Origin of the sequence: Altererythrobacter epoxidivorans, assembly GCF_001281485.1 — a bacterium.
Lineage (GTDB): Bacteria > Pseudomonadota > Alphaproteobacteria > Sphingomonadales > Sphingomonadaceae > Erythrobacter > Erythrobacter epoxidivorans.
Genome location: NZ_CP012669.1, coordinates 1,579,550 through 1,604,819 on the forward strand (window position 1 = coordinate 1,579,550; position 25,270 = coordinate 1,604,819).

Below are 25,270 nucleotides of genomic sequence, written 5' to 3' on the forward strand. Positions count from 1 at the left end.
AACATGCCGCTTCACATGACCAAGATCGCCTACCGTTCGGGCAGCATCGACAACCTGCGACGCTGGGTCGAATCAGGCAGCCGTGCGGAAATGACGACGCGATACCTGCCCAAGCGTCATGAAGAGATGATCGGCGGATCGCTCTACTGGATCCTCGATCACACGATCAAGGCACGCAGCCCGATCCGCGAATTCGAGCAGCGCAAGGATGGCCGCTGGACGATCTGGCTCGACCCGCAACTGATCCTCGTCCACCCAGCACCAAAGCGCGCGCACCAGGGCTGGCGTTATCTTGCCGAAGAGAACGCCCCGCGGGACCTGAAGGACGGCGAGGATGTGGGTGACGTGCTGCCCGGAAGGCTGGCTGGCAAGCTGGAGCGGCTGGGCCTGATCTAGGCCGCTGTCTTTTCGGCTACCCTGCGCAGGGCGGTGACATAGGTTTCCGGCCCCTGCGCGCCCGGTATCATGAATTTGCCATTCACGACCATCGCCGGAACCCCGGTGATGTTCATGTCCCATGCGGCGCGTTCCTCGGCCAGCACGCGCGCATCGAGCTCTTCGCTGGCGAGCGCAGCCTTCGCCGCTTCGCGGTGCAATCCGGCAGATGAGGCAACGTCGAGCAAGACTTCATGGTCGGAGACATCGCGCCGTTCGTTGAAGTGCGCCCTGAACAATGCGAGCTTGAGCGTGGTCTGCGCCTGCGGTCCGGCTTCTTCCAGCGCCCACGTCAGCAGTTTGTGCGCATCGCGCGTGTTCCACATCATCGCAGGCGGGGCTTCATCGCCATGACGGTCGCCCTCGTAATCGAGCGAGACTTTCGCAACCTCGGCAGCTTCGCGCATCCGGCCCTGCACAGCCTTGGAATCGTCGATACTGCGCCCGTACTTGCGGGCAATATGGGCCGTCCGCTCTTCGCCTTCAGGCGGCATGTCGGGGTTCAGTTCGAACGCATGCCAGCGGATCTGGGCCTCGATCTCGCCGTCCAGAACCTCGAGTGCCTGCGTCAGATTGCCCCAGCCGACGTAGCACCACGGGCACATGACATCGGACCAGATGTCGATCGTCATCCGCTGCGGCGCTGTCATCGCGACACCCACCAGTGCAGCAAATGGTGCGCGATCGCATGCGGTGGCGGCGCGACAAACGGACCGGAGCCCGCAAGTGCGGAAGTCACTTCGTCGCGTGTGTACCAGTTGATCTCGGCCATTTCGGTTTCGTCGATCACCAGCGCATCGTCATCCGCATAGCTGTGACAGCCGATCATCAACTGGCTGGGGAAAGGCCACGGCTGGCTGGCAATATAGCTGACGTCCCGCACGCGGACGCCCGATTCCTCGAACACCTCGCGCTGAACGCCCTCTTCGATCGTCTCGCCCGGTTCGACAAAGCCGGCAAGCGCACTGAAGCGACCCTCTGGCCACCCCTTGCCCCGCCCGAGCATGACGCGCCCTTCATGTTCGACCAGCATGATCGTGACCGGATCGGTTCGGGGGAAATGCTGCGCTCCGCAGCTGCCGCAATTGCGCTGCCAACCGCCCTTAGCGAGGGAGGTTTCAGCCCCGCATTGGGCGCAGAAGCGGTGCCGTGCATGCCAGTCGGCAATGCTGCGAGCGCCGCCGTATAGCGCGAGGTCGCCCGGCTCCATGCTGGCCATCAATGACCACAGCTGCGGGTTCGCCATCCGAGGTGCCGCATCGCCGCGACCCGGCACCGCAACGAAGCACGCCTTGCCATCGTCGAGCCCGAGGAAAACCAGTTCGGCATCCTCTGCTGCATCGGCCAGGCTGCCCCAGGCGAGCCGCCCGTCATCGCCGATCGACGGCATCAATCCGTCGAGCAGCAGCAGCCGCGCCTTCCAGTTCATCATCCCGGCAAGGGCATCCGGATCGGCGCGGAGGTTGTCCGCGCGGTCGAGCGGCGAACCTGCGAATGAAAGAGGTCTTGTCCCGGTCAAATCAGATCGCCTTGCCCTTCATTGCCTTCATGTCCGCTTCCAGCGCGGCGAGGAATTCGTCGCGAATGGGGAAGGCATCCGAAGGCATATACTGGACGAACAGTCCCGCGCGGAGGCCGCTGCCGAAATCGACCGAGCCGAGTGTACCGGCAGCGCCGCCCCAGCCATATGTCTGGCCAACGACCCGGCCGCCTGCGCCGAAGCCCTGACCGGCGATCCAGGTCTTGTCGACATTGACCGCCTTGGGCAGCAGGTTCGAGGTGCCGACGCGCACCGCAGGCTCGCTCATCACGCGCTTCCCGTCGATCTTGCCGTAACCGAGCACCATCTTGAGGAAACGGTCATAGTCGCGCGGGCTCATGACAAGGCCCGACCCGCCCCAGTGGATCGGCGGCTTGTCGAGATAGATCGACGCCTTGGCCGGATCCATCGGCAACGGCATGCCGTTGAGAATGCCGTAATTGTCCGTGAAGCGATCTACCTCGCTCTCCGGCACGCGGAAGAAGGTGCTGGTCATTCCGGCCGGGCCGAACATGCGATCCTGAAGGAAGCTTTCGAAACTCTGGCCAGAGGCAACTTCGATCACCCGGCCCAGCACGTCGAGCCCGATCGAATAGCTCCACTCCGTTCCCGGCTGCGCAATCAGCGGCAGCTTCGCAACGCGATCAGCAAAGGCGGCAAGGCCCGGCGCGGGTTCGGTCCGGGACTGGCCCGGCAGCGGAATACGGCTGACCTGGCCGCCGACAATGCCGTTCTTGCGATAGGCGTCGAGCAGCGGTCCCTTGGTCACGATGTCGTATCCGAGCCCAGCGGTATGCGTCATCAGGTGGCGCGCGGTAATCGGGCGGTCTGCCGGAACCGTGTCGTCGAGCGGGCCGTCAGCTTTCTTGAGCACCCGCATGTTTGCAAAGCCGGGTATGAAATCGGCAATTGGCTGGTCGAGGCCGAGCTTGCCATCGGAAATCAGCATCATCGCAGCCATGCCCGTGATCGGCTTGGTCATCGAATAAACGCGATAGAGCGAATCCATATCGGCCTGCGGTGCCTGCCCGAAACGCAGCTTGCCGCGTGAAATTGCCTGCGGCTCTTCATCGCCCCAACCGAAGGCTGCAACCATGTTCGGGATCTTGCGGGCCGCAACATACTCGTTGATCTTTGCGGTAACCGCAGGCCAGCTTGCCGCAGCGTCCGAAGCCAGCAATTCGCGCCCGAACGGCAGTGTCGCCATTGCTCCGCCGGCTGCAAGATAGGCGCTCGAACGGAACAGGCTGCGACGTGAAATGCTGACGGATTCGAATGTCCGGAATGCCATTTGGTCAGGTCCTCTCTCAAAACTGTTTTGAAACCAATGATCAAACCGCGGTGTCAGGTCAATCGGCTCTTGCATGGATTAACTGTGCTACCCATATAAGACACATGCTGAACTTTCTTTCCATCCTCATCGGTATCGTCTCGCTGGTCATCGTCATTCCGGCGCAGATTCCACTGCTCGGCTGGGCCAACTGGCTTGCGCTTCCCCTGATCGCGATTGGCGTGGCTACAGGTCAGCTTTCGTCGAGCCGGAGCGGACGCAACTTTTGCCTCGTCGTCGGATTGATCGCAGTGGTCCGCCTCAGCCTGGGCGGCGGCGTGCTCTAACCCGATTGCGCGGTCGCGAGCCGCGCAGCCTTGGCGAAAAGTGTCGGTAGGCCGGCTTCATCCAGACGGTCGAGCGGCCACCATTCTCCCTCCTCGACAGGATCCTGCGTCCCTTCGTAGCGCAGCACCGACAGCGTCAATGCCGCGTGGGTGAAGACGTGCTTCACGGCTCCGAGCCTGTTCCATTCACCAACAGGCAGTGGCTCAGCCGATCCGTCCTGCTGCGCCGTCCAGCCGTCATCCGGCAAGGCTCGCATCCCGCCGAGCATCCCTGATCCCTTGCGCGTGACGAGCCAGACATGGCCATCGCGCTCGATCCAAAATGCCTGACCGACCCGCTCGGGTTTCGACTTTTTCGGCGCCTTTATGGGCAACTCGGCAGGATCGCCTGCCTTGCGCCCCTCGCACTGCGCTGAAAGGGGACACAGTAGGCACTTCGGGGCGCGCGCAGTGCATATCCCGCTGCCGAGGTCCATCATCGCCTGCGCGAAATCGCCCGATCTGTGTTCCGGAGTGATCTCCTCCGCCCGCGCCCGGATCACCTTTCTGGCCTGCGGCAAGGTTTCCCGGATGTCGAACAGGCGCGCAACGACGCGTTCGACATTTGCATCGATCACCACGGCGCGTCTCTCGAACGCAATCGCCGCAATCGCTGCTGCGGTGTAGTCGCCGACCCCCGGCAGCTTGCGCAATTCTGCCTCAGTGTCGGGAAAACTTCCGCGCCCCGCAACTTCGCGGGCGCATTTCGCCAGGTTTCGCGCCCGGGAATAATAGCCAAGGCCAGCCCAGGCACCCATCACCTCCGCTTCTTCTGCGGCGGCCAGCGCGTCCACCGTTGGCCAGGTGGAAGTGAATTTCTCGAAATAGGGCTTTACCGCCGCCACAGTGGTCTGCTGGAGCATGACTTCCGACAGCCACACGCGATAAGGATCGGGCGCAGGCTCGCCGGGCCTCGCCCGCCACGGCAGGTCGCGTGCATGCTCGTCGTACCAGTGGAGCAATGTGTCCGAAATCGTGTTGTCGCTGGCAGTCACGCGCCGCCTATGGCATTGGCTGGCGTGTAATGGAACGGGACGAAACACCGAAAACTCCGCCAAAACGCAAATCGCCTGGCAAGGCGCGCGAATGGCAGCGCCCGCGAGGCGGCGGGCCCAAACCCATCGGCGAACTTATGCCGCAGATCGGCCGCACGGCATTTCGCCGCTTCGGTTTCGTGCAGAGCAGCGTGGTCACCCGCTGGCCCGAGATTGTGGGCGAGCATCACTCGAAGATCTGCATGCCCGAAGCGATCCGATTCCCGCCGGGAGAGAAATCGGACGGCATCCTGCAACTGGTCGTGACCGGCGCCCACGCACCGCTGATCCAGCAGGTGATCCCCGAGATCATGGAGCGCGTGAACCGGTTCTTCGGTTACAAGGCCGTGTCGCGGGTAAAGCTGCGGCAAGGCGAGGTTAAGCCAAGAACTGCTGAAAGTCGGCCGAAGGCACCGCCTTCGCTGAAACCGATACCTATGGAACTGGGCGACAGCCTGCGCGACATCGGTGATCCGGAACTGCGGACGGTGCTGGAATCGCTCGCCCGCAGCCTGGGCGACAGCGAGAATGGTGGGGACGTTTGAAGTCGATGAAGACGAAGTTGAAAAAGACGCTTGACCTTGTCGCGATCGTGATCGGCGCTGCCGGGACGATCGCTGCGACGGGCAATTGGAATACCAAGGTCGTCGAAACCGAGCGCGGCCACCTGGTCGGAAATCCCGAAGCCAAGACGACGCTGACCGAATTCGTCAGCTATACCTGCCCCCACTGCGCCCATTTCGCGATCGAGGGCGAAGCGCCGCTGCAGATGGCCTATGTCGGGCCGGGCAAGATGAAGATGGAAATCAGGCCCTATATCCGCAACGTGGTGGACCTGGTCGCATCGCGACTGGTCCAGTGCGGGCCCGAAAAGAAATTCCTCCAGAACCATACCATGTTCATGATCCGCCAGTCGAGCTGGCTCCCCATCGCGCAGAAGGCGACCCCGGCGCAGCTGCAACGGTGGGCCAGAGGGGATGCCGCCGGTTTCCGCGAGGCGGCGAGTGCGCTCGGCTTCTACGACATGATGAAGACCCGCGGTTACGACAACGTCGCGGTCGACACATGCCTGGCGGACAAGGCCGCCATGGACAAGCTGGTGGCCAATACGCTCGACGATGCAAAGACATTCGGGGTCAAGTCGACCCCCAGCTTTGCCGTCGATGGCAAGCTGCTTCCCGGTGTTCATGGCTGGCCAGCGCTGCAAAAAGCCCTTTCTACCAATTTCTGACCCGTTTTACCGTGGGACAAGCTGTGGAAAGCGCCGTCGGGAGCTTCTACCTGCGTCACCCTTCGTATAGCCTCCCCCTCCAGACCCAAGAGAAAGCGACATGACGACCCTACGTAAAATCGCATTTGCCACCCTCGCCGCCCCGCTCGCGCTCGGCCTCGCCGCATGCAGTTCCGAAGAAGCGGAAGATGCACCGCAGGGTGAACCCGTCGCCGCCGTTGCCGCACCCGAAGGTCAGACCTGGGACAGCGTGGTGGCCTATAACGATCGCGGCGGTTACGTCGTCGGCAATCCCGAAGCGCCGATCAAGCTGGTCGAATACGGTTCGCTGACCTGCCCGGGTTGTGCGCAATTCTCCGTCGACGCTTCGCGCCCGCTGATTGAAAACTACGTCAATTCGGGACGTGTGAGCTTCGAATTCCGCAGCTTCATCATCCACGGCCCGCTCGACCTCGCTTTGACCGCCTTGATCGGTTGCGGCGCCCCTGAAGCGGCCGTTCCGCTGGCTGACCAGGTCTGGGCGAACCTTCCTGCAATCCAGCAGCGTGCCTATGCAGATCAGGGCGCGCTCGAACGTTCGCTCAAGCTGCCTGAAGACCAGCGCTTCGTCGCATTCGCCGAAGTTGCCGGGCTGTACGATTTCTTCGCCGCCCGCGGCATCAGCAAGGAACAGGCACAGACCTGCCTCGCCGATTTTGCGAAGCTTGAGGAATACGCCAAGCTCTCGCAGTCCTACAGCGAGGACGACAACGTCACCGGGACGCCGACTTTCGAACTGAACGGAAGGCGGCTCGAAATGTCGCCGACCGAACGGTCGTGGACCCAGGTCGAGGTTGCCCTGCAGAGGGCCGGCGCCCGGTAAGGCGCGGTAACGGGGGGCAGACAGCTCGATGGAGATCAGCCGGCTCAAGCTCAGCGGTTTCAAGAGCTTCGTCGAGCCTGCCGAACTGCGTATCGAGCCCGGACTGACCGGCGTTGTCGGCCCCAACGGCTGCGGCAAATCCAACCTTCTCGAAGCGATCCGCTGGGTCATGGGCGAGAACTCGCCCAAATCCATGCGCTCGGGCGGAATGGAAGACGTCATCTTCGCCGGCACCGAAAGCCGCCCTGCGCGCGATTTCGCCGAAGTCGTGCTGCAGGCGAGCGATTCCGAAGGTGAAGAACTGGAGGTCACCCGCCGCATCGAGCGCGGTGCCGGCAGTGCCTATCGCGTAAACGGACGCGATGTTCGCGCCAAGGACGTTGCCCTTACCTTCGCCGATGCCGCAACCGGGGCGCACAGCCCCGCTCTGGTAAGCCAGGGCAAGATTGCCCAGGTCATTGCAGCCAAGCCGACCGAACGGCGGCAGATGCTTGAAGAGGCAGCCGGCATTGCCGGTCTCCACGTCCGCAAGAAGGATGCAGAGAGCAAGCTCAAGTCGACCGAGAAGAACCTGGAGCGCCTTGAAGACCTGATGGCGGGTCTCGATGCGCAGATGTCGTCGCTGAGGCGCCAGGCAAAGCAGGCCGAACGCTACAAAAAGCTTTCGGACGAAATCAAAGTGGCCGAGGCGCGGTTGCTCTACGCTCGTTGGCGCGATGCTGCCGCGGCTGCCGACGAAGCACGCAAGGCCGCGAAGACGGCGGACGAAAAAGTCGCCCAGGCCAAGGTTGCGAGCGACGAAGCGCAAAAGGCGCAAGCCGCTGCCGCTGCGGCAATTGCCGAAGCCCGCGAAGAACTTGCCGACCGGCGCGACGACGCCAGCGCCCACGGCCACCGCATGGCTGCGCTTTCGAGCCAACTGGAAGCAGCAGAACAACGCCTTGCCGATCTCGACCGGCAGAAAATTCGTCTCGAGGAAGATCGCGGAAACGCCGACCGCCTGACGCGGGATGCGGCTGAAGCGCTCGCCCGGCTCGAACGCGACCTCGTCGCCAGCGTCAAGGCGCTTGAAGCGGACGAAGCGCGGCGCCCTGCCCTGCTCGCAAAATCGGAAGATACCGAACGTGCCAGCCGTACGGCCGAACTCGCTCTGGCCAAGGCGACGGCCGATCACGCAGGTGTCGAGGCCGAGTGGCGCGTGGCCGAGGCCGAGATCACGCAGGCCGAAAACCGGCTTGCCCGTTTGCGCAGCGATAGCGAGCGTCATGAGCGCACGAGAGCTGAACTGGGTGCTAGCGGAGATCCCGAAATCGCCGTCAGCGAAGCGCAGGCAGCTGCCAAGCAAGCCGCCGGAAAGCTCGTCCAGCTGCGTGCGCGATTGGAACAGGCGCAGTCGCGCAAATCCGATCTGCAGGAACGGCGCGACCAGGCATCGACCGCGCTTTCCTCTGCCAAGGCCGAACTTGCAGGGATCGAACGCGAATACAACGCGCTGGCCCGGGACCGCGATGCGCGCGAACGCCAGGCCGAACAGCGCAAGGGCCTTCCCACTGCGCTCGACAAGCTTGGCGTCGAACCGGGTTACGAGCGCGCAATCGCGGCGGTGCTGGGCCGGGACGCGAAGTCGCCACTCGGCAAACCGGCGCAGGATACCGATGGCCGTTTCTGGACGGGAACTGACGCCCCGAAAGCGGTCGCCGACAGCGTCCTCGACCATGTTACGCAATGCCCACAGGAACTTAAGGCACGCCTTGCGCTCGTTCACGTCGCAGATAGCGACGATGGCCGAGACCTGGGTCCCGGCGAGTGGCTGGTCACGCTCGCCGGGCACCTCAGGCGGTGGGACGGCTTTATCGCCCGCGGCGAGGGTGCAGCGGAAGCGGCGCGACTGGAAGCGGCCAACCGCCTGGCCGAACTGGAAGGGCAACTGCCATCTCTGCGCACTGCCATTGAAAAGGCGGAAACCGAAGAGCAGGAAGCGCGCGATGCGCTCTCGGCCCTCGGCGCCGATCTGGTGGCGCAGGAACGCGGCATCGCCGCTGCCATCGAGGACGAGCGGCATGCCCTGCGCGCGCTCGATCAGGCAGAGGCCGCTCGCGAACGACTTGCCGCCCGCCTCGCCGAACTGGCCGATGCGGAAAAGGATCTGGCCGAGCAACTGGCGCAGGCCGAAAAAGAGCTGAAATCGGCGCAGGATAAGCGTGCCGCCCTTCCCCCGCCCGATGCCGGGCGCGCCCAGCTTGAGGCAGCACAGGCGAAGCACGAGGCCGCGAAATCAGCGGTGCAATCGGCAGCAGCGGAACTTGCCGCTCATGACCAGGGACTGGCAGTCGCGCGCGAACGGACGGCTGCGCAGCGCTCCGAAAAATCGAACTGGGAACAGCGTTCGGGAGAAGCCGCCGCACGAATGGCCGACACAGCGAACAGGCTCGAGGAAATCGAGCAGGAACGTGCTGTCGTCGCCGCCAAGCCGGAAGGGCTGATCAAGGAGATCGAGCAGGGCGACGTCATGCGCGCGAAGCTGGGCGAAGAGCTGGCCGCCGCAGAGCGGATCGTCGCGGAGCGCCAGGAAACACTCAATCAGGCCGATCGCAATTTTGCCGAGACGAACGAAGCTCTCGCAACCGCGCGTGAATCGCGTGCCGGCCTCGCTGCGCGGGCAGAGAATGAAGAGGCGCGCCGGGGCGAGATGGCGCGGATATCGGGCGAACGCTTCCAGTGCCCGCCGCCCATGCTCGCCGAACGGTTCGACTTCGAGCCCGGACAGATCGGAAAAGCGGGCGCAGAAGCGGAGGAAATGGACCGCCTGACCGCCAGCCGCGAAAGGATCGGGCCGGTCAACCTCGTGGCAGCAGACGAGCTCGCCCGGATCGAAGAAGAGCACGGAGCCAGCGCCAGCGAACAGGCCGAACTGGTCGAGGCGGTCAACCGGTTGCGCGGTTCGATCGGCAACCTCAACCGCGAGGGCCGCGAAAGGCTCCGAGCAGCATTCGACGAGGTCAACGGCCACTTCCAGCGCCTGTTCGTCCGGCTGTTCCAGGGCGGCAGCGCGCATCTCGCCCTGATCGACAGCGACGACCCGCTGGAAGCCGGCCTCGAAATCTTCGCCCAGCCGCCGGGCAAGAAGCTCCAATCGCTGACCCTGCTGTCAGGCGGCGAGCAGGCCTTGACCGCAACCGCGCTGATCTTCGCACTGTTCCTGACCAATCCGGCCCCGATCTGCGTGCTCGACGAAGTCGATGCGCCTCTCGATGATGCGAATGTGGAACGGTTCTGCGACCTGCTCGATTCGATGGTCCGCGAAACCAGGACGCGCTACCTCATCGTCACCCACAATGCCGTTACGATGAGCCGGATGCATCGCCTGTTCGGCGTAACCATGGCGGAAAAGGGCGTCTCGCGTCTCGTCAGCGTCGATCTAGGCGAGGCGGAGTTGATGGCGGCCGAGTGACGAGCGAGATCGATATTTACGATCCCGACTACGTCAGGGATATCTTTGATCGATGCTCTGACAAGTACATCGCCTTCAGCACAATATGTTCGCTGGGTTTCACCGAGATTTGGCGCCGACAATGCGCTGAAATGCTTGAATTAAGCAGCGGTGACCTAAAAGGTTACGACCTTATGGCCGGAACTGGAGAAGTCTGGCCACACCTCCTCAAACAATATCCCAACATCCAGTCTATTTGTGCCGTCGACATTTCACCAGGCATGCATAAGCGAGCCTTGAGCCGTCTGCACGAAATGCGCGCGCACAAGATCAGTTTCATCGAGGACAACGTGCTCGCCAGCGAGCTACCGGCCTCGAGCTCAGACTTCGTCGTATCGACTTTCGGTCTCAAGACTTTCAATCATGAGCAGCATGCCAAGCTTGCCGAATTGGTCTCGCATGTATTGAAGCCCGGTGGTCGTTTCGCGTTCATTGAGGCATCAGATCCAAAAGGCTGGTGGTTTCGATGGCTTTATCTTTTCCATCTCAAGACGGTGCTTCCACTGGTCGAGAAGACCCTCCTGCGTGGAGCTCAGGATTTCTCCATGATCGGGCGTTATTCGACCAACTTCGGAAACGCGGCCGGCTTTGCCACCCTGCTAGAGCAATGTGGACTTGAAGTAAGCTACCGCAAATTCTTCTTCGGATGCGCCTCGGGCGTGTGCGGCTCTAAGCCTCGATAATCGCGGCGAGGCGGCTGCGGATCGCTTTCAGTTGAGGCAGGATATCGGCGGCAGATAGCGCATCATCCAGGCCCAGATGCAGTTCCGCATGGGTTGCCGCACGTTGCGGCGCTTCATTGGCAACGGAGGGACTGGTCGCTTCGACAGACGCTCCGCCCTTCCCGCCCTTGATCGCGGCCTTTGCCCCCTTGAGCGTGTAGCCTTCTCGATTGACGAGCCGGTCGATCGTTTGGACCAGTTCGACATCTTCTGGGCGATAATAGCGCCGGCCACCGCTGCGTTTCAGCGGCTTGAGCATCGGAAACTGCTGTTCCCAGTAACGCAGGACGTGCGGCTTTATTCCGAGCGCTTCGCCGACTTCCCCAATGGTCCTGAGAGCCCCCTCATCCTTGCCATCGTGGAAATCGGCCATGATCCCGTCAGCCCTTGGCTACCCGCTCCTTGAGGAGCTGGCTTGCGCGGAAGGTCATCACCCGGCGCGGGGTGATCGGAACTTCGACGCCGGTCTTGGGGTTGCGGCCTACGCGTTCGCGCTTGTCGCGGAGAATGAAACTTCCGAAACCGGAAATCTTGACGTTCTGGCCGTCGGCCAGCGCTTCGCTCATCTTTTCGAGGATGGATTCCACCATGTCGAGCGATTCCGCCCGCGAAAATCCCATTTTCCGATTGATCGTTTCAGCCAGATCGGCGCGAGTCAGAGTGCCCACCGAACGCATCATTTGCATTCTCCCATCATCAGCGCGACCCTGACAACTGCTTATACCTTATGGATTAATTCGGGATTTCGCAACGCCGGAGGCGTATTTCGGTGGAAATCGTCAGACCCGGACCAGGCTGGCACCCCAGGTGAAGCCGCCACCCATGGCTTCGAACATCACCAGATCGCCCGATTTGATACGGCCATCCTTGCGGGCGGTGTCGAAAGCGAGCGGAACGGATGCAGCCGAAGTGTTGGCGTGGCGATCGACGGTCACGACCACGCGTTCAGCCTCGATACCGAGCTTGCGCGCAGTCGCATCGAGGATGCGGGCATTGGCCTGGTGCGGCACCACCCAGTCGACATCGGACATGGAATGCCCTGAATCTTCAAGCACTTCGCCAAGAACTTCGGCGAGGTTGACGACGGCGTGGCGGAATACCTCGCGCCCCTTCATTCGTAGGTGGCCGACGGTTTGCGTGGTCGAAGGTCCGCCATCGACATACAGCAGGTCATGCTGTGCGCCGTCGGCGTGGAGCTGCGTGGCAATGACGCCAGCTTCCTCGTCATCGGTTTCTTCAGCTTCGAGAAGGATGGCGCCGGCACCGTCGCCGAACAGAACGCAGGTCGTGCGATCTTCCCAGTCGAGAATCCGGCTGAAGGTTTCCGCGCCGATCACCAGCGCACGCTTTGCCATGCCGGTGCGCAGCATCGAGTCGGCCGCAGCGAGCGCATAAAGGAAGCCCGAACAAACCGCGGCGACATCGAACGCAATACCACCGTTCGCGCCGAGCGCATGCTGGACCTTGGTAGCGGTCGCGGGAAAAGTGTTGTCCGGGGTCGCCGTAGCGAGGACGATCAGGTCCACAGTCTTGGGATCTACGCCGGCATCGGCACAGGCCGCTTTTGCCGCGTCGATTGCGAGGGTCGAGGTCGTCTCCCCCTCGCCAGCGATATAACGTTGGCGAATGCCGGTGCGTTCAACGATCCATTCGTCGCTCGTGTCCACCTGGCTTGCCAGTTCGGCATTGGTGACACAGCGTTCGGGCAGGGCCGAACCGCTACCGCGAAAATGGGATCGGATCACTCGGCAGCCTCGTCTTCGGGAACGTTGCCGTCTTCCTTGCCCAGTGCGGCAAGATCGTCGGCAATGCGATTGGTGATGTCGTCTTCGAGAAGACGCGCGGCCACTTCGACCGCATTGGCGACGCCCTTGGCCGTGGCGCTGCCATGGCTTTTCACGACCACGCCGTTGAGGCCGAGGAAAACCGCGCCATTGTGATTGTTGGGGTCGAGATGGTGCTTCAGCAATTCGGTCGCAGGGCGCGACACGAGGAAGCCGATCTTCGAACGTAGCGAACTGGTGAAGGCGGTGCGTAGCAAGTCGGTCACGAAACGCGCCGCCCCTTCGATGGCTTTCAACGCAATATTGCCCGAAAAACCGTCTGTCACCACCACGTCGACTTCGCCGCGGTTGATCTTGTCGCTTTCGACGAAACCGTCGAACTGCATCGCGAGACCTGTCGCAGCCTGCAACTGCGCCGCTGCATCGCGCAGCGATTCGGTGCCCTTGATCTCTTCGGTGCCGATATTGAGAAGGCGCACACGCGGCTTCTCGAAACCGTTGACGATGCGCGAATAGGCTGCACCCATCACGGCGAACTGGACGAGGTTGCGGGCATCGGCATCGGTGTTGGCACCGAGGTCGAGCATGATCACGTCGTGTTCTTCGAGTGTCGGCAGCAAGGCCGCAAGTGCGGGCCGGTCGATCCCGGGCATGGTGCGCAGGGCAAGCTTGCTCATCGCCATGAGAGCGCCGGTGTTCCCAGCGCTCACCGCGGCGCCGGCACGGCCTTCCTTCACGGCATTGACCGCGAGCCCCATCGACGTGGTCTTGGCACGGCGTAGCGCACGGCTAGGCAGTTCGTCCCCGCCCACGACATCGTCGCAGTGGAGGATCTCGGACGCGCCGCGCATGTTGGGATGATCTTCGAGAGCGGCCTTGATCCGCGTCTCGTCGCCCACCAGCAGGAACTGGAACTTGTCGTGACGGCGACGAGCAAGGGCTGCGCCCTCGACCATCACGCGCACGCCTTCGTCGCCGCCCATCGCATCAACAGCGATACGCGGCAAACTCATCCCAGTCTCTCCAGCAATAGCAGTCGATTAAAGGCCGACTGCGACGACCTCACGACCGTTGTAGAAGCCGCAGTGCGGGCACAGATTGTGCGGACGCTTCAGCTCACCGCAGTTCGAACACTCGTGATGAGCTTCGACCTTCAGCGAATCATGCGCACGGCGATTACCACGACGGTGGGGCGATACTTTTCTCTTGGGGACAGCCATTCCGGCACCTGTTCCTCAAATAAATCAATCAATTTGTGAGCCGCTCTAGGACAAGGTCCGAGGGTGCACAAGTAGCGCGCACAAATTCGGGCCCGGCCATGGCGGGAAGGCGCGCGCTATAGCCTATATTTCCGCCGTTGCAACCCATTGGAGTCACCGGTAGCAATCCGGCAACCTGAATTGGGAGGGGAATATCATGGAAATCCTGTTGCCTGTCACGCTTTCGTCCGCCGCTGCCGCCGGCATCCTCGCCATCTGGCTGATGCTTCGCGTCGGGCAGGTTCGCATGTCGCAAAAGGTCAGCATTGGTGATGGCGGCAACGAACTCGTCACGCGCCGCATGCGTGCCCACGCCAATTTCGTCGAAAGCGCGCCATTCGTCGTCCTGCTGGTCGGTGTCATCGAGATCGCCGGAAAGGGTGGCAGCTGGCTGCCCTATGTCGCCGGCGCCTATTTCATCGGCCGCATCCTGCACGGATTCGGCATGGAAGGCGGCTCGCTCGGCTGGGGCCGCTCGCTCGGCATCCTTGTCACTATGCTCGTCCTGCTCGGACTGTCGATCGTGGCGGTACTGATCGGCATGCGGGTCCTGTGACCCGCAAGGCTCAACTCAAGGCGTAATCGCTGACGAAGGCGTTGGTCTTTCGTTCCTGACCGAAAGTGCTCGTCGGCCCATGTCCGGGAATGAAAGTCACGCCTTCGCCCAGAGGCCACAGCTTCTGGGTGATCGAATCGATCAGGTCCTGGTGATTGCCCATCGGGAAATCGGTTCGCCCGATGCTACCCTGGAACAATACGTCACCGACAATCGCGAAATTGCTCGGGCGGTGGAAAAAGACGACATGGCCGGGCGTGTGACCCGGACAATGGATCACTTCCAGCGTCAGTTCGCCCACCGTCACCGTGTCGCCATCGACCAGCCAGCGGTCCGGCTCGAACGACTGGGCACGCATTCCGTATTTTCCGCCGTCTTCGTCTAACCGCGATATCCAGAAGCGATCGTCCTCGTGCGGCCCTTCGATCGGGATGCCGAGTTCTTCGGCCAGCATGCCTGCCTGTCCGCAATGATCGAGGTGCCCGTGGGTGATCAGGATCTTTTCCAGCGTCACCCCGGTCTGCTGGATCGCGGCCTTCAGCCGGTCGAGGTCACCCCCGGGATCGGTCAACGCGCCGCGCATCGTCTTGGTGCACCAGATCAGCGAGCAATTCTGCTGCAGCGGTGTCACTGGAATGATCGCCGCCTTCATCAGCGGGCCTTGGGTCGAGCGTTCCGGGCTGTTGGTCATGGCACGAGAGATGGCGCTTCGGAACGCGCCATGCAAGCCGCAATACTGCTGTCAGAAAGGCAGCGGCTGCAGATCGGGAGGAAGCCATCCACGCCTCGCCGCAGGGCTGAACAGCGTCTCCCTGCTCCAGAATTCGAGGATCCAGCCCGACTTTGAGAACGGGCTTTCAAGCAAGTCAGCCAGAACATCGGCAAGCGATGCGTCGGCGTCGTGCCACCCCAGCACCGATCCTGCCGCGCGTAGCGAAGCAATGGTGATCGTGTGGTGGTAGCCTTCGCTCACGGTATTGGGCGTGCCATGCGCCTCGTTCAGACGCATGATGACGCCGCGCATTGCTTCGGGCTCGGCCAGTTCGGGACGATGGCGCAGCAGGTAGAGCGCAAGGGCGAAATGCGCGGCGTGCGTCCATTCCGGTTTCGGCAGGCTGCAATCCAGCGCCCGAAGCGCGAGATGTTCGATCGAACGGTCATCCGGAAATTCGGTCATGATCAGATCCTGCCGCCTTTCCAGACCACGCGGCCGATCACCTCAAGCTCGTCCGCGGCGACTTCGACCGGGGGATAGGCGAGGTTCTGCGAAAGTAGGGCAAAGCGCCCTGCACCGACAGAAGCGACGCGCTTCACCATCAAGGTGTCGCCCAGCCGCACGACATGCACCCCATCGCGGAACGCACGCGGCGAGGTATCGACCAGGATTTCATCCCCGTCGCGCAGCATCGGCTCCATGCTGTCTCCCTCGACCGAAATCGACGAAAGCTGCGCGCTCTCGAGCCCCTGCTCCCTGAGCCAGCGGCGGGAAAAGCGGAAGTTATCGTAGGAAATTTCCTCTCCCGCGATCGCGCCCGGCCCGGCCGAGGCACCAAGCGGCAGGCGCGGCACGTCGATCCAGTCGCCGGCCTCATGCTCCAACATCGCCGCGCGGCGCGTGGTCGGCGCGTCGTAACGGGGGTCGGAAAAACGGCGGGTCTCTATCACTCGCGGTGAAATCCCCAGAAACTCGGCGATCTTGCGCAAGTCCGGCTCGTCCAGATGGCGCGGGCTGCCGCGGGTCACATACTGCTGCAGATAGGCTGGATTGCGTCCGATCAGCCGCGAAAGCGCAGCCATGCTGGCCCCGCTCCTGCGCGCCATGTCCTGCAATCGCCCGCGCGCTGCTTTCTCGTCTTTCGAGATATCATCCATGAAATTTCCTATACCATAGGATTTTTCCTAGACAAGTAGGATTTCAAGTGGAACGAATCAGGAACATTGAAGCCGATTCGACTTTTCGAACAGCAACTTGAGGGGAGCTCATGCTGATCCGTTCCATCGAACAATTCCTGCGCCAGCACGACATGCCGGCCACAAAATTCGGGCGCATGGCCGCCCATGACCCGCGATTCGTCCTCGACCTGCGGATGGGTCGCATCCCGCGTCCGCATACCGAGGCACGCATCCGGCGGTGGATGAGCGAATACCGACCCCGCGCGCAGGAGATCGCCCATGCGCACTGATGTACCGCAGGCAAAGCTGCGCCGCTTCCGCCCGCGGAGAAGCGTGGGAGACAGGGTGCGCGAGGCGGTGCTGATGCTGGCCGAGGCGCAGGCAATCCTCCTCACCCACGAGGAGAAGGCCTGGGCTTCGATCACCTTTTCAGGGACGCGGCACGAGATGCTGCTCGATTTCGACGGAGCTAATGCGGTGGAGGCAGGCGAGCGGTTCATTGCCGCCCTGCCCGACCACGAATTCGCCATTCCCGGCCAGCTTGTCGCCGATGCCGCGGTGAGCGAGGTCAGCCACACGCTGCTGCCCGAGCCGCGCATGGTGGTGACGATTTCGCTCCTGCTATTGCAGGATGCCTGAGAGTCAGTAACCGAGCCTCGGGTCGAACACCGGCCCGACAGGCTCGCCCTTCAGATAGCGGTTGAGGTTTTCGATGAAGCGATCGGCTGAACGCATGAACATCTTGTCCTGCGCCCTGCCCGATAGGTGCATGGTCACATGCGCATTCTCGAGCGTCCACAGGACATCGTCGGATGGCAGTGGTTCGGGCGTACATACGTCCAGGAAGGCACCACCGATCGCCTTCGCCTTCAGCGCCTCGACCAGCGCGGGCTGATCGATCACCGCGCCGCGCGCGATATTCACCAGCACGGTATCGGATTTCATCGCTTCAAGTTCGCTTGCGCCGATCATCCCGTCCGTTTCCGGCGTCGCAGGCACGGCGAGGATGACCCAGTCGAATTCGCCCAGCTTGCCGCGCCACTGGTCCGGTGTCAGCACGCCTTCACCGCCCGATCGGCGCACGACCGTAACCTCGACATCGAATGCCGCCAGCCGCGGCTTGATCAGCTGGCCGATCGCGCCATAGCCCAGCAGCAGTGCCTTGCTGCCTGCAAGCTCGCGCTTGCCCGGCGAATCCATCAGCCATTCGTGGCGATCCTGCGCGCGCACCACGTCGCGATAGCCCTTGGCGATGTTGAGCATGCCCATGACGACATATTCGGCGATGGTGATGGCGTTGATCCCCGCACCGTTCGTAACCGTCACATCGCGCTCGATCAGCACGTCCATCGGCAGGAAATCGAGCCCGGCATAGATCGAATTGAGCCATTTGAGATTGCTGGCCGCCCTCACGATCTCGATCATCGGCTCCTTCTCGTTGAAGTCGAACCAGCCGATCTCAGCCTCAGGCGCGAGCGCCAGCGCCTCTTCGCGATTGGCGAAAAAGCTGACGTCGAGACCTTGGGGCAAACGCGGCTCGACCAGCGGACGGATCAGGGCAGACAGGGCAAGCTTGGTCATGTGTGGCTCCGGTATTTGTCGAACATGGGCGGCCTGTGCAGGCATTCGTCGAAATCGAAGGGCCGCGTGGTGAGCGGCGGAACGCGCGCGGCATCGGGGTGGCGCGGGTTCATGTAGATGACATCGCATTCCGGCAGGACGCGCGAACGGATCGCGGCGAGCAGGCTAGTCTTCTTGGCCAGCCATTTCTCCACGGCCCCAAGCGTCTCGGCCTCGTCCGCGTCAGGCATCCGGATCGGCTTGGCATCGATTTCGGTCCAGCCGAGCACATAGTCTGCAGGTGCGTCCTCTCCATCAGCCATGCGATAGCGCAGCGCGACCAATACGGCGAGGCCCGCCTCGCTGGCGAAACTGACGATGGGCGTGGCGGGCGGTGCGTAACGTGCGCCATGCAGTTCGGCGCCCTTCCCGTCCAAGGCCACGAATGGCGCACGGGTGAGGCGCCACAGCTTCACCCGAGCTTCCACTCCCAGCCGAGCGGATCGCCGTCCATCACTTCTACGCCCTTGGCGGCGAGCTCGTCGCGGATCGCGTCGGAGGTGGCAAAATCCTTCTCCGCACGTGCTTCCTTGCGGCGAACGAGCGCAGCGTCGATCTCTTCCTCGGTAATTTCGGCACCATTGGGGCGGATACGGAGGTCTGCGCGGGTCAGATCGAACAGGTCGAGGCCGAGCACGGCATCCATCTCCTCGACGACGGCGCGTTTCACGCCGGCATCGACTTTTTTCACCGCCAGCGCCTCTTCCAGTGCTGTGAGCGCGATCGGCGTATTCAGATCATCCGACATGGCCGCATCGAACTTCTCGCGAACGGGTGCGAATTTCTGGTGCGAGGCATCGCCTGCCTCGGCATCCTTCAGCCGTTCGACCGCCATCACGATCCGTTTGAGGCGCGTCAGCGCGGCACCAAGCCCTTCCCAGCTGAACTCCAGCTCGCTGCGGTAGTGCGCCTGCAGGCACATCATGCGGTAGGCCAGCGGGTGGTATCCCTTGTCGATCAGCAGTTGGAGCCGCAAGAACTCGCCCGCGCTCTTCGACATCTTCCCCGACCTTTCGACGAGGAAGTTGTTGTGCATCCAGATCTTCGCGCCACTGTTCTCTGCGACGTTCAACCCGTCCGTGCAGCAGAACGCCTGATTCTGGGCGATTTCGTTGGGGTGATGGATCTCGCGGTGGTCGATCCCGCCGGTGTGAATGTCGAAGGGGAAACCCAAGAGCTTGCCGCCCATGACCGAACATTCGAGGTGCCAGCCCGGCGAACCCCTGCCCCACGGGCTGTCCCATTCCATCTGGCGCGTCTCGCCCGCCGGCGTCTTGCGCCAGATCGCGAAGTCGGCGGCGTTGCGCTTGCCCTCAACCGCTTCGATCCGGCCTTCACCGTCCTCGGTCACCGCACGCGCCAGCCGCCCGTAATCCTCGACCGTCGAAACGTCGAAATAGAGCCCGCTGTCGAGCTCGTAGCAATGCTTGTCCGCGATGCTTTTCGCGAATTCGAGCATGTCGTCGATATAGTCTGTCGCGATCGACCACTTGGCCGGTTCGCGAATGTTCAGTGCTTTCACGTCGGCCCAGTATGCCTCGGTGTAATGCTTGGCGATGTCCCAGATCGACTGCGCGCGTTCGGCAGCCATCCTCTCCATCTTGTCCTCGCCGGCATCGGCATCGTCGGTCAGGTGCCCGACATCGGTGATATTGATGATGTGGGTGAGCTTGTAGCCCTTCCAGCTCAGCGTCCGGCCCAGGATGTCGGCAAAGACATAGGCACGCATGTTGCCGATATGCGGGTAATTATAGACCGTCGGCCCGCAGCTGTAGACGCGCGCCTCGCCTTCATGGACGGGCTGGAATTCCTCCAGCTGGCGGGTGAGCGAATTGAACAGCTTGAGCGGCTTTTGCGTCATGGTGTGCGCGCTTTGCGGCCCAGCACGGCGCGGGTCAAGCGCCGAGGTGAAGCAGCCCGACCATCGCCAGCCGGGCTGCCCCGATACAGTTACTTCGCGGCCTTGATATCGGCTGCGCGAAGGGCGCCTTCGCCCAGGTCTTCGTCATCGACAGGCTTCAGCCCGTCGCTCTTCTCGACGAACTCGGCCGCAGTCGAGGGAGACAGGTCGGGGCGACCGGCCATCAGGCCCATCTTGATCTTGCAGCGGACGAACTGGGTTTCGCCTTCTTCGACCAGCAGAGTAAGGGCGTCTTTCTTCTCGCTCTTCACCCAGTAATCCTGCTTGCCCGGGTCGGCCAAAACGATCGCGTATTTGCCATTGCCGAGCGAGGTGATCTTGGTCTTGTCGTCCGCAGTGCCCTGGTTGACCGTGCAGCCCATGGCCATGCCCATGCCGCCGGGGCGGAAGAACACGATCTGGCCCTTTCCTGCGGGCGGTGCCGGCACGAAAATTGCCGAACCTTCCGGCGTGTGATCAGCCTTCGCTTCTTCCATGTGATGATCGGCAAACGCCGGTGCAGCGATGATCATTGCTGCGGCCAGAAGGCCCGTCTTTGCTACCCTGTTAAAGTTCACTTCCATTCTCCTCCGTTGAACATGCATCGGCGGGTCGATCTCTTTCTTCCCGCACGGTGAATTCGGTATCTTTCGCCAGTTTCGCACTGGCCAATTGCCCCTCGGGCACTTCGATGTTCTTGCCGCGCACGGCGAGGCCGAGCGGCCCGAGCGGCGTCACCCCTACCGCCATCGCAAGACCGGTCTGGTTCTTGCCGGTTACGCCCAGCTGCATGCTGCGGAGCGGGATCTGGCGACCTCCCTCTTCGAGATAGAGCGCGGTCAGGATCAGCTCGCCGCCCGCGCCGCTACCGCCAGCCTTCTTGGCATGGATCACTTCGCCGATGCCGGGGGTTCCGGCAGGCAGAAATTCGGTGCCTTCAACCACCAGCGGCTCAGCCAGCGTGAGGGGGAATTTCTGGCCGGTAACACTGCTCTTGCTGTCGAGGGCCTGCCCGATCTGCACCGTCAGTTCGGTCAGCTTCGGGAGAGTGACTGTGCGGGAGATTGCTCGGCCGCATTTTTCATCGCTCTCAGGCTGCGCAGCGGTCGAGCTTTCCGAATGCGCATCATCTTGCGCGCGCACGAACGCTCCGCTGCAAAGAAGCAGCGGTAACGACAGAAACGCACAGCGCCTCAACATCGAATTCATAGTAAAGCGACCCCCGAATATGCCGGACGGCACATCCCCTTGGTCGCAATTCTACTGCGCGCCTCGCACGCAGCAAGTCAAATCATGCGCGAAAGTATATTTATTCGGGGAAGCCAACCCACTCGATCGATTCGGAGATATCGGCGCGCGGTACCTCGAAAGTATTGATCGGCGCTTCCGAGTCGCGATGGCCGATCGCAATCCCGCAAAAAAAGATGTGATCGTCAGGGATAACGACCATTTCGCGGATCTGCGGCGAATAGACCGCCCATGCTTCCTGGAAGCAGGTGTCGAGCCCTTCCTCGCGCGCCAGCAGGCCGATGGTTTGCATCCACATCCCGATGTCCGACCATTGCGGCGGGCCCATGTATTTGGGCGTGTGGACCAGCATCAGGACCGGCGCACCGAAGGCGCGGAAGTTTTCCGCGAACCACATCAGCCGCTTGGCCTTGTCCTCGCGCGGGATTTCGAGCGCGGCATACATCGTTTCGCCTATGCCGAAGCGGCGCTGCTCGTACGCCCCCTCGAGATCGGGCGGGTAGATATGGTATTCGGGCGCATGGGCAGCGCGGCCCTTGGGAAATTCTTCCGCAATCCGCGCGAACAGCTTCTGCATCGGCTCGCCGGTCAGCACCACTGCATTCCACGGCTGCGTATTGCCTCCACTGGGCGAACGCTGCGCCTTTTCGAGAATGCGCGTCAGCGTCTCGCGGTCGACCGTCTGGTCTGTGAACTTGCGGACGCTACGGCGCGTCGCGACGGCTTCTGATACGTTCAACGCCTTCCCCTCTTCTCATCCTCGAACAGTTCGGCGAGTTGTTCGATAATCGTCCCGCCCAGTTGCTCGACATCCATGATCGTGACTGCGCGGCGATAGTAGCGGGTCACGTCATGGCCGATGCCGATGGCGACGAGCTGGACCGGAGAACGGTTCTCGATCCATTCGATCACGCTGCGCAGGTGCGATTCCAGGTAGCCCGCGCTGTTGACGCTCAGCGTGCTGTCATCGACCGGCGCACCGTCGGAAATCACCATCAGGATGCGGCGGTCCTCGCGGCGACCGATCAGGCGGTTGTGCGCCCACATCAGCGCCTCGCCATCGATGTTCTCTTTCAGCAGCCCTTCGCGCATCATCAGGCCGAGATTGCGGCGCGCGCGACGCCACGGCTCATCGGCTTCCTTGTAGATGATGTGGCGCAGATCGTTCAGGCGACCCGGGTTTGGCGGCTTGCCATCGGCGAGCCATGCCTCGCGGCTTTGCCCGCCCTTCCATGCGCGGGTGGTGAAGCCGAGAATCTCGGTCTTGACCCCGCTCCGTTCGAGCGTGCGCGCCATGATGTCCGCACTGATCGCGGCGATACTGATCGGCCGCCCGCGCATACTGCCCGAATTGTCGATCAGCAGAGTGACGACCGTGTCCTTGAACTCGACGTCCTTCTCGACCTTGTAGGCCATGGACGATCCGGGCGAAACGATCACACGCGGCAGTCGCGAGGCATCGACGATGCCGTCTTCCTGGTCGAAATCCCAGCTGCGGTTCTGCTGCGCCATCAGGCGGCGCTGGAGCCGGTTGGCAAGCCGGGTGACGACGCCCTGCAGGCCGGTCAGCTGGCTGTCGAGATAGGCGCGCAGGCGGTCGAGTTCCTCGGCATCGCAAAGCTCGGTCGCCGGCACGATCTCGTCGAAACGTTCGGTAAAGGCGTGGTATTCCTGGCCAAGCGGGATCTCGCCCTGCGGACGGTTGGGCCGGACAGGCATCATGCCTTCCTCGCCATCGTCGCCGGGGTCACCGTCGGCCATTTCCTCGTCGGAGGTGGCCTCGCTCTCGCCGTCGCCTTCCGCCTCGCCTTCGGCCATTTCGCCGGCTGCATCGGCAGCTTGCGGTTCGCCCTCGCCGTCCCTTTCCTCATCCTCGCCGTCTTGCTCGTCCTGGCCCTGTTCGTCCTCGCCTTCTTCGGATTCGCCCTCGTCCGGCGCATCGGTAGGCTGGGTCAGGTCGAGCTGCTGGAGCATGTCGAGGCTGAGCGACTGGAACGCCTTCTGGTCGTCGAGCGACAGCGCCAGCGATTCAAAATCGTCGCCGACGCGCTCCTCGATGAAGTCGCGGACCATGTCGACACCGGCGCGGGCGCGCTCGGGGATCGGCTCGCCCGTCAGCTTCTCGCGCAGCATCAGTGCCAGCGCGGTCTGGAGCGGAACCTCACCCTCGTTCTGAGCGCGCACGATCGGGTCGGAGGCGGTGCGCATCTCCACCGCCGCATCGAGGTTGGACCGGATACCGCTGAAATTATTGCTGCCGAGAGCCTCGTAGCGGGCACGTTCGATCGCATCGTAACATGCACGCGCGGTCGGTTCGGGCGGCGCGTTCTTCCCGTGCAGCGCCTCGTTATGGTGGCGCAGGCGCAGGGCGAAACTGTCGGCAAATCCGCGCGCCTCGCGCACCTGTTCGGGCGGCAGGTTGCGCGATGGCAGGGGCACGCGGAAATTCTTGCCGCTTTGCGAAGGCGCGTCCGCGCTCCACGCAACCTCGACCTCTGCCTCGCGTGCAATAGCGCGGCTGGCGCCGGTCAGCGCCTGCTTGAACTTGTCGAGGGGAGTCTCTTCGGCCAAGCGCAATCCGCTCTTACAGGATCGACTGTCCGGTCGCTTCCCAATCCTTCAGGAAGCCTTCGATGCCCTTGTCGGTCAGGACGTGGTTGAACAGCTGCTTGATGACCTTGGGCGGTGCCGTCATGACGTCGGCCCCGATGCGTGCGCTTTCGAGCACGTGGGTCACGTGGCGGACGCTGGCGACGAGGATTTCGGTTTCGAAATCGTAATTGTCGTAGATCAGGCGAATGTCGCTGATCAGTTCCATCCCGTCGAAGCCATTGTCGTCATGTCGGCCGACGAAGGGCGAGACGAAAGTCGCACCCGCCTTGGCCGCGAGCAGCGCCTGGTTTGCGCTGAAACAGAGGGTGACGTTGACCATCGTGCCGTCGCCGGTCAGCGCCTTGCAGGTCTTGAGCCCGTCGATCGTCAGCGGAACCTTGATGCAGACATTGTCGGCCAGCTTGCGCAGCACCTCTGCCTCTTTCATCATGGTTTCGTGGTCGAGCGCGACGACTTCAGCCGAGACCGGACCATCGACGATGGCGCAGATTTCCTTCGTCACTTCCATGAAATCGCGACCCGACTTCGCGATCAGCGATGGATTGGTGGTCACGCCGTCGAGCAGGCCGGTCGCGGCCAGTTCCTTGATGTCGTCGATTTCGGCAGTGTCGGCGAAGAATTTCATTGGTGCGGCGCTCCAGCGTCAGGAAAGTGATTCCCCGACGCTATAGCGCGCCAGTCCGTTGACGCCACCCTGACGAAAATCTTTGTCGCCCTCTAGATTGCGTTGCCTGCGCCAAAAACGCCGATGATGACAGGGTCGCGGGTTTGCTCCGGATTGGCCCGGATCGCCGCTTCTTCGACGCCCATTTCGGTCCAGATGGAATCGTTTATATTCCCCGCCAGCCGGTTGGCGATGCCGCTGACATTAGTGCCGGTCGCAGCATTGATCAGCTGCCCGACGAGCGGATCGGAAGCGATGCGGATTGCGTCGCCCAGTTCGGGCACCATGACCTCTATCAGCTGCCCGCCCATCTCGCCGCGCAGGAAGCTGGTGGCCGCACTCGGCCCGCCGCGCACGAGGTCGATCGCGTTCTGGATACCGATCACGCGGACCGCATCTGCAACGACCGGCGCCGCGCGATAGGAACCTTCGATGGCGATATCGGCAAAGGCATCTTCGAGGCGGGATTTGAACAGCGCTGAGGTGAGGATGGTCGACAGGACATCGCCGCGCGTGCCGAGCAGATTGCCGAGGCCGACCCGGCCGACCTGCTGGTCCCAATATCCGTCAGGCGCGGTCAGCCGCGCAAAGGCGCGCTCGCTCGACAACAACAGCATCCGGCGGATCGCCTCGGTAAAGCTGAAACCCGGCAAGGTGGAGCATGCCGGCAGTGCCAGCAGCGATCCACCGGCGATCATTCCGCCGATAAAGTTCCTGCGACCCATCGGGCTTGCGGTGGTTCGATTCAAAAATCGGGACATTT

Annotated in this window: 31 protein-coding genes; 10 read left to right on the top strand and 21 right to left on the bottom strand. The window is 62.6% G+C overall.

Going from position 1 to position 25,270, the window contains the following annotated elements; translation table 11 throughout:
• Nucleotides 1-3: 3 nt before the first annotated feature.
• On the top strand, nucleotides 4-396 hold the full coding sequence (locus tag AMC99_RS07920) for a DUF1489 family protein (protein ID WP_061925112.1): 393 nt from the start codon (nucleotides 4-6) through the stop codon (nucleotides 394-396).
• Here the strand turns inward: AMC99_RS07920 and AMC99_RS07925 are convergent.
• The 3 genes from AMC99_RS07925 to AMC99_RS07935 all read right to left on the bottom strand — a co-directional run bounded on the left by AMC99_RS07925 (nucleotide 393) and on the right by AMC99_RS07935 (nucleotide 3,266).
• On the bottom strand, nucleotides 393-1,085 hold the full coding sequence (locus tag AMC99_RS07925) for a DsbA family oxidoreductase (protein WP_061925115.1): 693 nt from the start codon (nucleotides 1,083-1,085) through the stop codon (nucleotides 393-395). The two genes, AMC99_RS07920 and AMC99_RS07925, sit on opposite strands and share 4 nt — an antisense overlap.
• Nucleotides 1,082-1,864 carry an NAD(+) diphosphatase gene (gene nudC, locus AMC99_RS07930; RefSeq protein ID WP_232301545.1) on the bottom strand — a complete coding sequence of 261 codons (783 nt, stop codon included), beginning with the start codon at nucleotides 1,862-1,864 and terminating at the stop codon, nucleotides 1,082-1,084. Before nudC ends, AMC99_RS07925 begins: the two co-directional genes overlap by 4 nt.
• A gap of 91 nt (nucleotides 1,865-1,955) precedes the next feature.
• Nucleotides 1,956-3,266 carry a serine hydrolase domain-containing protein gene (locus tag AMC99_RS07935; protein WP_061925121.1) on the bottom strand — a complete coding sequence of 437 codons (1,311 nt, stop codon included), beginning with the start codon at nucleotides 3,264-3,266 and terminating at the stop codon, nucleotides 1,956-1,958.
• A 104-nt stretch (nucleotides 3,267-3,370) separates the two neighbouring features.
• Here AMC99_RS07935 and AMC99_RS07940 point away from each other — a divergent pair, with 104 nt between their 5' ends.
• Nucleotides 3,371-3,592 (top strand): hypothetical protein, encoded by a 222-nt coding sequence (locus AMC99_RS07940; protein ID WP_061925124.1) that lies wholly within the window; start codon nucleotides 3,371-3,373, stop codon nucleotides 3,590-3,592.
• On the opposite strand, the gene AMC99_RS07945 is transcribed toward AMC99_RS07940, so the two are convergent.
• Entirely contained in the window at nucleotides 3,589-4,626 is a 1,038-nt protein-coding gene (locus AMC99_RS07945) for an A/G-specific adenine glycosylase (protein WP_061925127.1), read from the bottom strand. The two genes, AMC99_RS07940 and AMC99_RS07945, sit on opposite strands and share 4 nt — an antisense overlap.
• Before the next feature lie 29 nt (nucleotides 4,627-4,655).
• Between AMC99_RS07945 and AMC99_RS07950 the strand changes: the two genes are divergently transcribed.
• From AMC99_RS07950 to AMC99_RS07970, 5 genes are all read left to right on the top strand, one after another.
• On the top strand, nucleotides 4,656-5,210 hold the full coding sequence (locus AMC99_RS07950) for a DUF721 domain-containing protein (RefSeq protein ID WP_061925130.1): 555 nt from the start codon (nucleotides 4,656-4,658) through the stop codon (nucleotides 5,208-5,210).
• A gap of 5 nt (nucleotides 5,211-5,215) precedes the next feature.
• A complete protein-coding gene (locus tag AMC99_RS07955) occupies nucleotides 5,216-5,896 on the top strand; it encodes a DsbA family protein (RefSeq protein WP_157058280.1) in 681 nt (226 codons plus the stop codon).
• A gap of 100 nt (nucleotides 5,897-5,996) precedes the next feature.
• Entirely contained in the window at nucleotides 5,997-6,758 is a 762-nt protein-coding gene (locus AMC99_RS07960) for a thioredoxin domain-containing protein (protein WP_061925136.1), read from the top strand.
• A gap of 28 nt (nucleotides 6,759-6,786) precedes the next feature.
• Nucleotides 6,787-10,209, top strand: a complete 3,423-nt coding sequence (gene smc, locus AMC99_RS07965; protein ID WP_061925139.1) for a chromosome segregation protein SMC — start codon at nucleotides 6,787-6,789, stop codon at nucleotides 10,207-10,209.
• The gene (locus AMC99_RS07970; protein ID WP_061925142.1) at nucleotides 10,206-10,931 is read left to right on the top strand and encodes a class I SAM-dependent methyltransferase; all 726 of its coding nucleotides are present in this window, start codon (nucleotides 10,206-10,208) and stop codon (nucleotides 10,929-10,931) included. Before smc ends, AMC99_RS07970 begins: the two co-directional genes overlap by 4 nt.
• Here the strand turns inward: AMC99_RS07970 and AMC99_RS07975 are convergent.
• The 5 genes from AMC99_RS07975 to rpmF form a co-directional block, all read right to left on the bottom strand.
• The gene (locus tag AMC99_RS07975; protein WP_061925144.1) at nucleotides 10,918-11,343 is read right to left on the bottom strand and encodes a MerR family transcriptional regulator; all 426 of its coding nucleotides are present in this window, start codon (nucleotides 11,341-11,343) and stop codon (nucleotides 10,918-10,920) included. The two genes, AMC99_RS07970 and AMC99_RS07975, sit on opposite strands and share 14 nt — an antisense overlap.
• A 7-nt stretch (nucleotides 11,344-11,350) precedes the next feature.
• Nucleotides 11,351-11,650 carry an integration host factor subunit alpha gene (locus tag AMC99_RS07980; protein WP_198143499.1) on the bottom strand — a complete coding sequence of 100 codons (300 nt, stop codon included), beginning with the start codon at nucleotides 11,648-11,650 and terminating at the stop codon, nucleotides 11,351-11,353.
• Between the two features lie 99 nt (nucleotides 11,651-11,749).
• Nucleotides 11,750-12,715 carry a beta-ketoacyl-ACP synthase III gene (locus AMC99_RS07985; RefSeq protein WP_061925147.1) on the bottom strand — a complete coding sequence of 322 codons (966 nt, stop codon included), beginning with the start codon at nucleotides 12,713-12,715 and terminating at the stop codon, nucleotides 11,750-11,752.
• Nucleotides 12,712-13,767, bottom strand: a complete 1,056-nt coding sequence (gene plsX / locus AMC99_RS07990; protein ID WP_061925151.1) for a phosphate acyltransferase PlsX — start codon at nucleotides 13,765-13,767, stop codon at nucleotides 12,712-12,714. The genes AMC99_RS07985 and plsX overlap by 4 nt, the downstream gene beginning before the upstream one ends.
• Nucleotides 13,768-13,794: 27 nt before the next feature.
• Complete coding sequence (rpmF, locus tag AMC99_RS13860) at nucleotides 13,795-13,974, bottom strand: 50S ribosomal protein L32 (protein WP_083440120.1); 180 nt, start codon at nucleotides 13,972-13,974, stop codon at nucleotides 13,795-13,797.
• A 196-nt stretch (nucleotides 13,975-14,170) separates the two neighbouring features.
• Between rpmF and AMC99_RS07995 the strand changes: the two genes are divergently transcribed.
• Complete coding sequence (locus tag AMC99_RS07995; protein ID WP_198143500.1) at nucleotides 14,171-14,569, top strand: MAPEG family protein; 399 nt, start codon at nucleotides 14,171-14,173, stop codon at nucleotides 14,567-14,569.
• 10 nt (nucleotides 14,570-14,579) lie between these two features.
• Here AMC99_RS07995 and AMC99_RS08000 read toward each other — a convergent pair whose 3' ends face one another.
• The 3 genes from AMC99_RS08000 to AMC99_RS08010 form a co-directional block, all read right to left on the bottom strand.
• Nucleotides 14,580-15,221, bottom strand: a complete 642-nt coding sequence (locus AMC99_RS08000) for an MBL fold metallo-hydrolase (RefSeq protein ID WP_061927848.1) — start codon at nucleotides 15,219-15,221, stop codon at nucleotides 14,580-14,582.
• Nucleotides 15,222-15,311: 90 nt separating this feature from the next.
• Nucleotides 15,312-15,746 carry a hypothetical protein gene (locus AMC99_RS08005; protein WP_061925154.1) on the bottom strand — a complete coding sequence of 145 codons (435 nt, stop codon included), beginning with the start codon at nucleotides 15,744-15,746 and terminating at the stop codon, nucleotides 15,312-15,314.
• Nucleotides 15,747-15,748: 2 nt separating this feature from the next.
• Nucleotides 15,749-16,441, bottom strand: coding sequence for a LexA family transcriptional regulator (locus tag AMC99_RS08010; RefSeq protein ID WP_061925157.1), 693 nt, complete (start codon nucleotides 16,439-16,441; stop codon nucleotides 15,749-15,751).
• Nucleotides 16,442-16,551: 110 nt separating this feature from the next.
• Between AMC99_RS08010 and AMC99_RS08015 the strand changes: the two genes are divergently transcribed.
• Both AMC99_RS08015 and AMC99_RS08020 read left to right on the top strand, forming a co-directional pair.
• Nucleotides 16,552-16,752, top strand: coding sequence for a hypothetical protein (locus AMC99_RS08015; RefSeq protein ID WP_061925160.1), 201 nt, complete (start codon nucleotides 16,552-16,554; stop codon nucleotides 16,750-16,752).
• Nucleotides 16,742-17,101 (top strand): hypothetical protein, encoded by a 360-nt coding sequence (locus AMC99_RS08020; RefSeq protein WP_061925163.1) that lies wholly within the window; start codon nucleotides 16,742-16,744, stop codon nucleotides 17,099-17,101. The genes AMC99_RS08015 and AMC99_RS08020 overlap by 11 nt, the downstream gene beginning before the upstream one ends.
• A 3-nt stretch (nucleotides 17,102-17,104) precedes the next feature.
• Here AMC99_RS08020 and AMC99_RS08025 read toward each other — a convergent pair whose 3' ends face one another.
• From AMC99_RS08025 to AMC99_RS08065, 9 genes are all read right to left on the bottom strand, one after another.
• Nucleotides 17,105-18,043 carry a D-2-hydroxyacid dehydrogenase gene (locus AMC99_RS08025; protein ID WP_061925165.1) on the bottom strand — a complete coding sequence of 313 codons (939 nt, stop codon included), beginning with the start codon at nucleotides 18,041-18,043 and terminating at the stop codon, nucleotides 17,105-17,107.
• Nucleotides 18,040-18,498, bottom strand: a complete 459-nt coding sequence (locus AMC99_RS08030; RefSeq protein ID WP_061925169.1) for an RES family NAD+ phosphorylase — start codon at nucleotides 18,496-18,498, stop codon at nucleotides 18,040-18,042. The genes AMC99_RS08025 and AMC99_RS08030 overlap by 4 nt, the downstream gene beginning before the upstream one ends.
• Nucleotides 18,495-19,943: a cysteine--tRNA ligase gene (gene cysS, locus AMC99_RS08035; protein WP_061925172.1), complete on the bottom strand. Its 1,449-nt coding sequence runs from the start codon at nucleotides 19,941-19,943 to the stop codon at nucleotides 18,495-18,497. The genes AMC99_RS08030 and cysS overlap by 4 nt, the downstream gene beginning before the upstream one ends.
• Nucleotides 19,944-20,032: 89 nt before the next feature.
• Entirely contained in the window at nucleotides 20,033-20,560 is a 528-nt protein-coding gene (locus tag AMC99_RS08040) for a hypothetical protein (protein WP_157058281.1), read from the bottom strand.
• On the bottom strand, nucleotides 20,550-21,125 hold the full coding sequence (locus tag AMC99_RS08045) for a hypothetical protein (protein ID WP_157058282.1): 576 nt from the start codon (nucleotides 21,123-21,125) through the stop codon (nucleotides 20,550-20,552). Before AMC99_RS08045 ends, AMC99_RS08040 begins: the two co-directional genes overlap by 11 nt.
• Before the next feature lie 166 nt (nucleotides 21,126-21,291).
• Nucleotides 21,292-21,969 (bottom strand): nitroreductase, encoded by a 678-nt coding sequence (locus tag AMC99_RS08050; protein ID WP_061925180.1) that lies wholly within the window; start codon nucleotides 21,967-21,969, stop codon nucleotides 21,292-21,294.
• Complete coding sequence (gene cobT / locus AMC99_RS08055; RefSeq protein ID WP_061925183.1) at nucleotides 21,966-23,801, bottom strand: cobaltochelatase subunit CobT; 1,836 nt, start codon at nucleotides 23,799-23,801, stop codon at nucleotides 21,966-21,968. The genes AMC99_RS08050 and cobT overlap by 4 nt, the downstream gene beginning before the upstream one ends.
• A gap of 13 nt (nucleotides 23,802-23,814) precedes the next feature.
• The gene (gene fsa, locus AMC99_RS08060; RefSeq protein ID WP_061925187.1) at nucleotides 23,815-24,468 is read right to left on the bottom strand and encodes a fructose-6-phosphate aldolase; all 654 of its coding nucleotides are present in this window, start codon (nucleotides 24,466-24,468) and stop codon (nucleotides 23,815-23,817) included.
• Between the two features lie 92 nt (nucleotides 24,469-24,560).
• Nucleotides 24,561-25,268, bottom strand: a complete 708-nt coding sequence (locus AMC99_RS08065; RefSeq protein ID WP_061925190.1) for a DUF4197 domain-containing protein — start codon at nucleotides 25,266-25,268, stop codon at nucleotides 24,561-24,563.
• Nucleotides 25,269-25,270 lie beyond the last annotated feature (2 nt).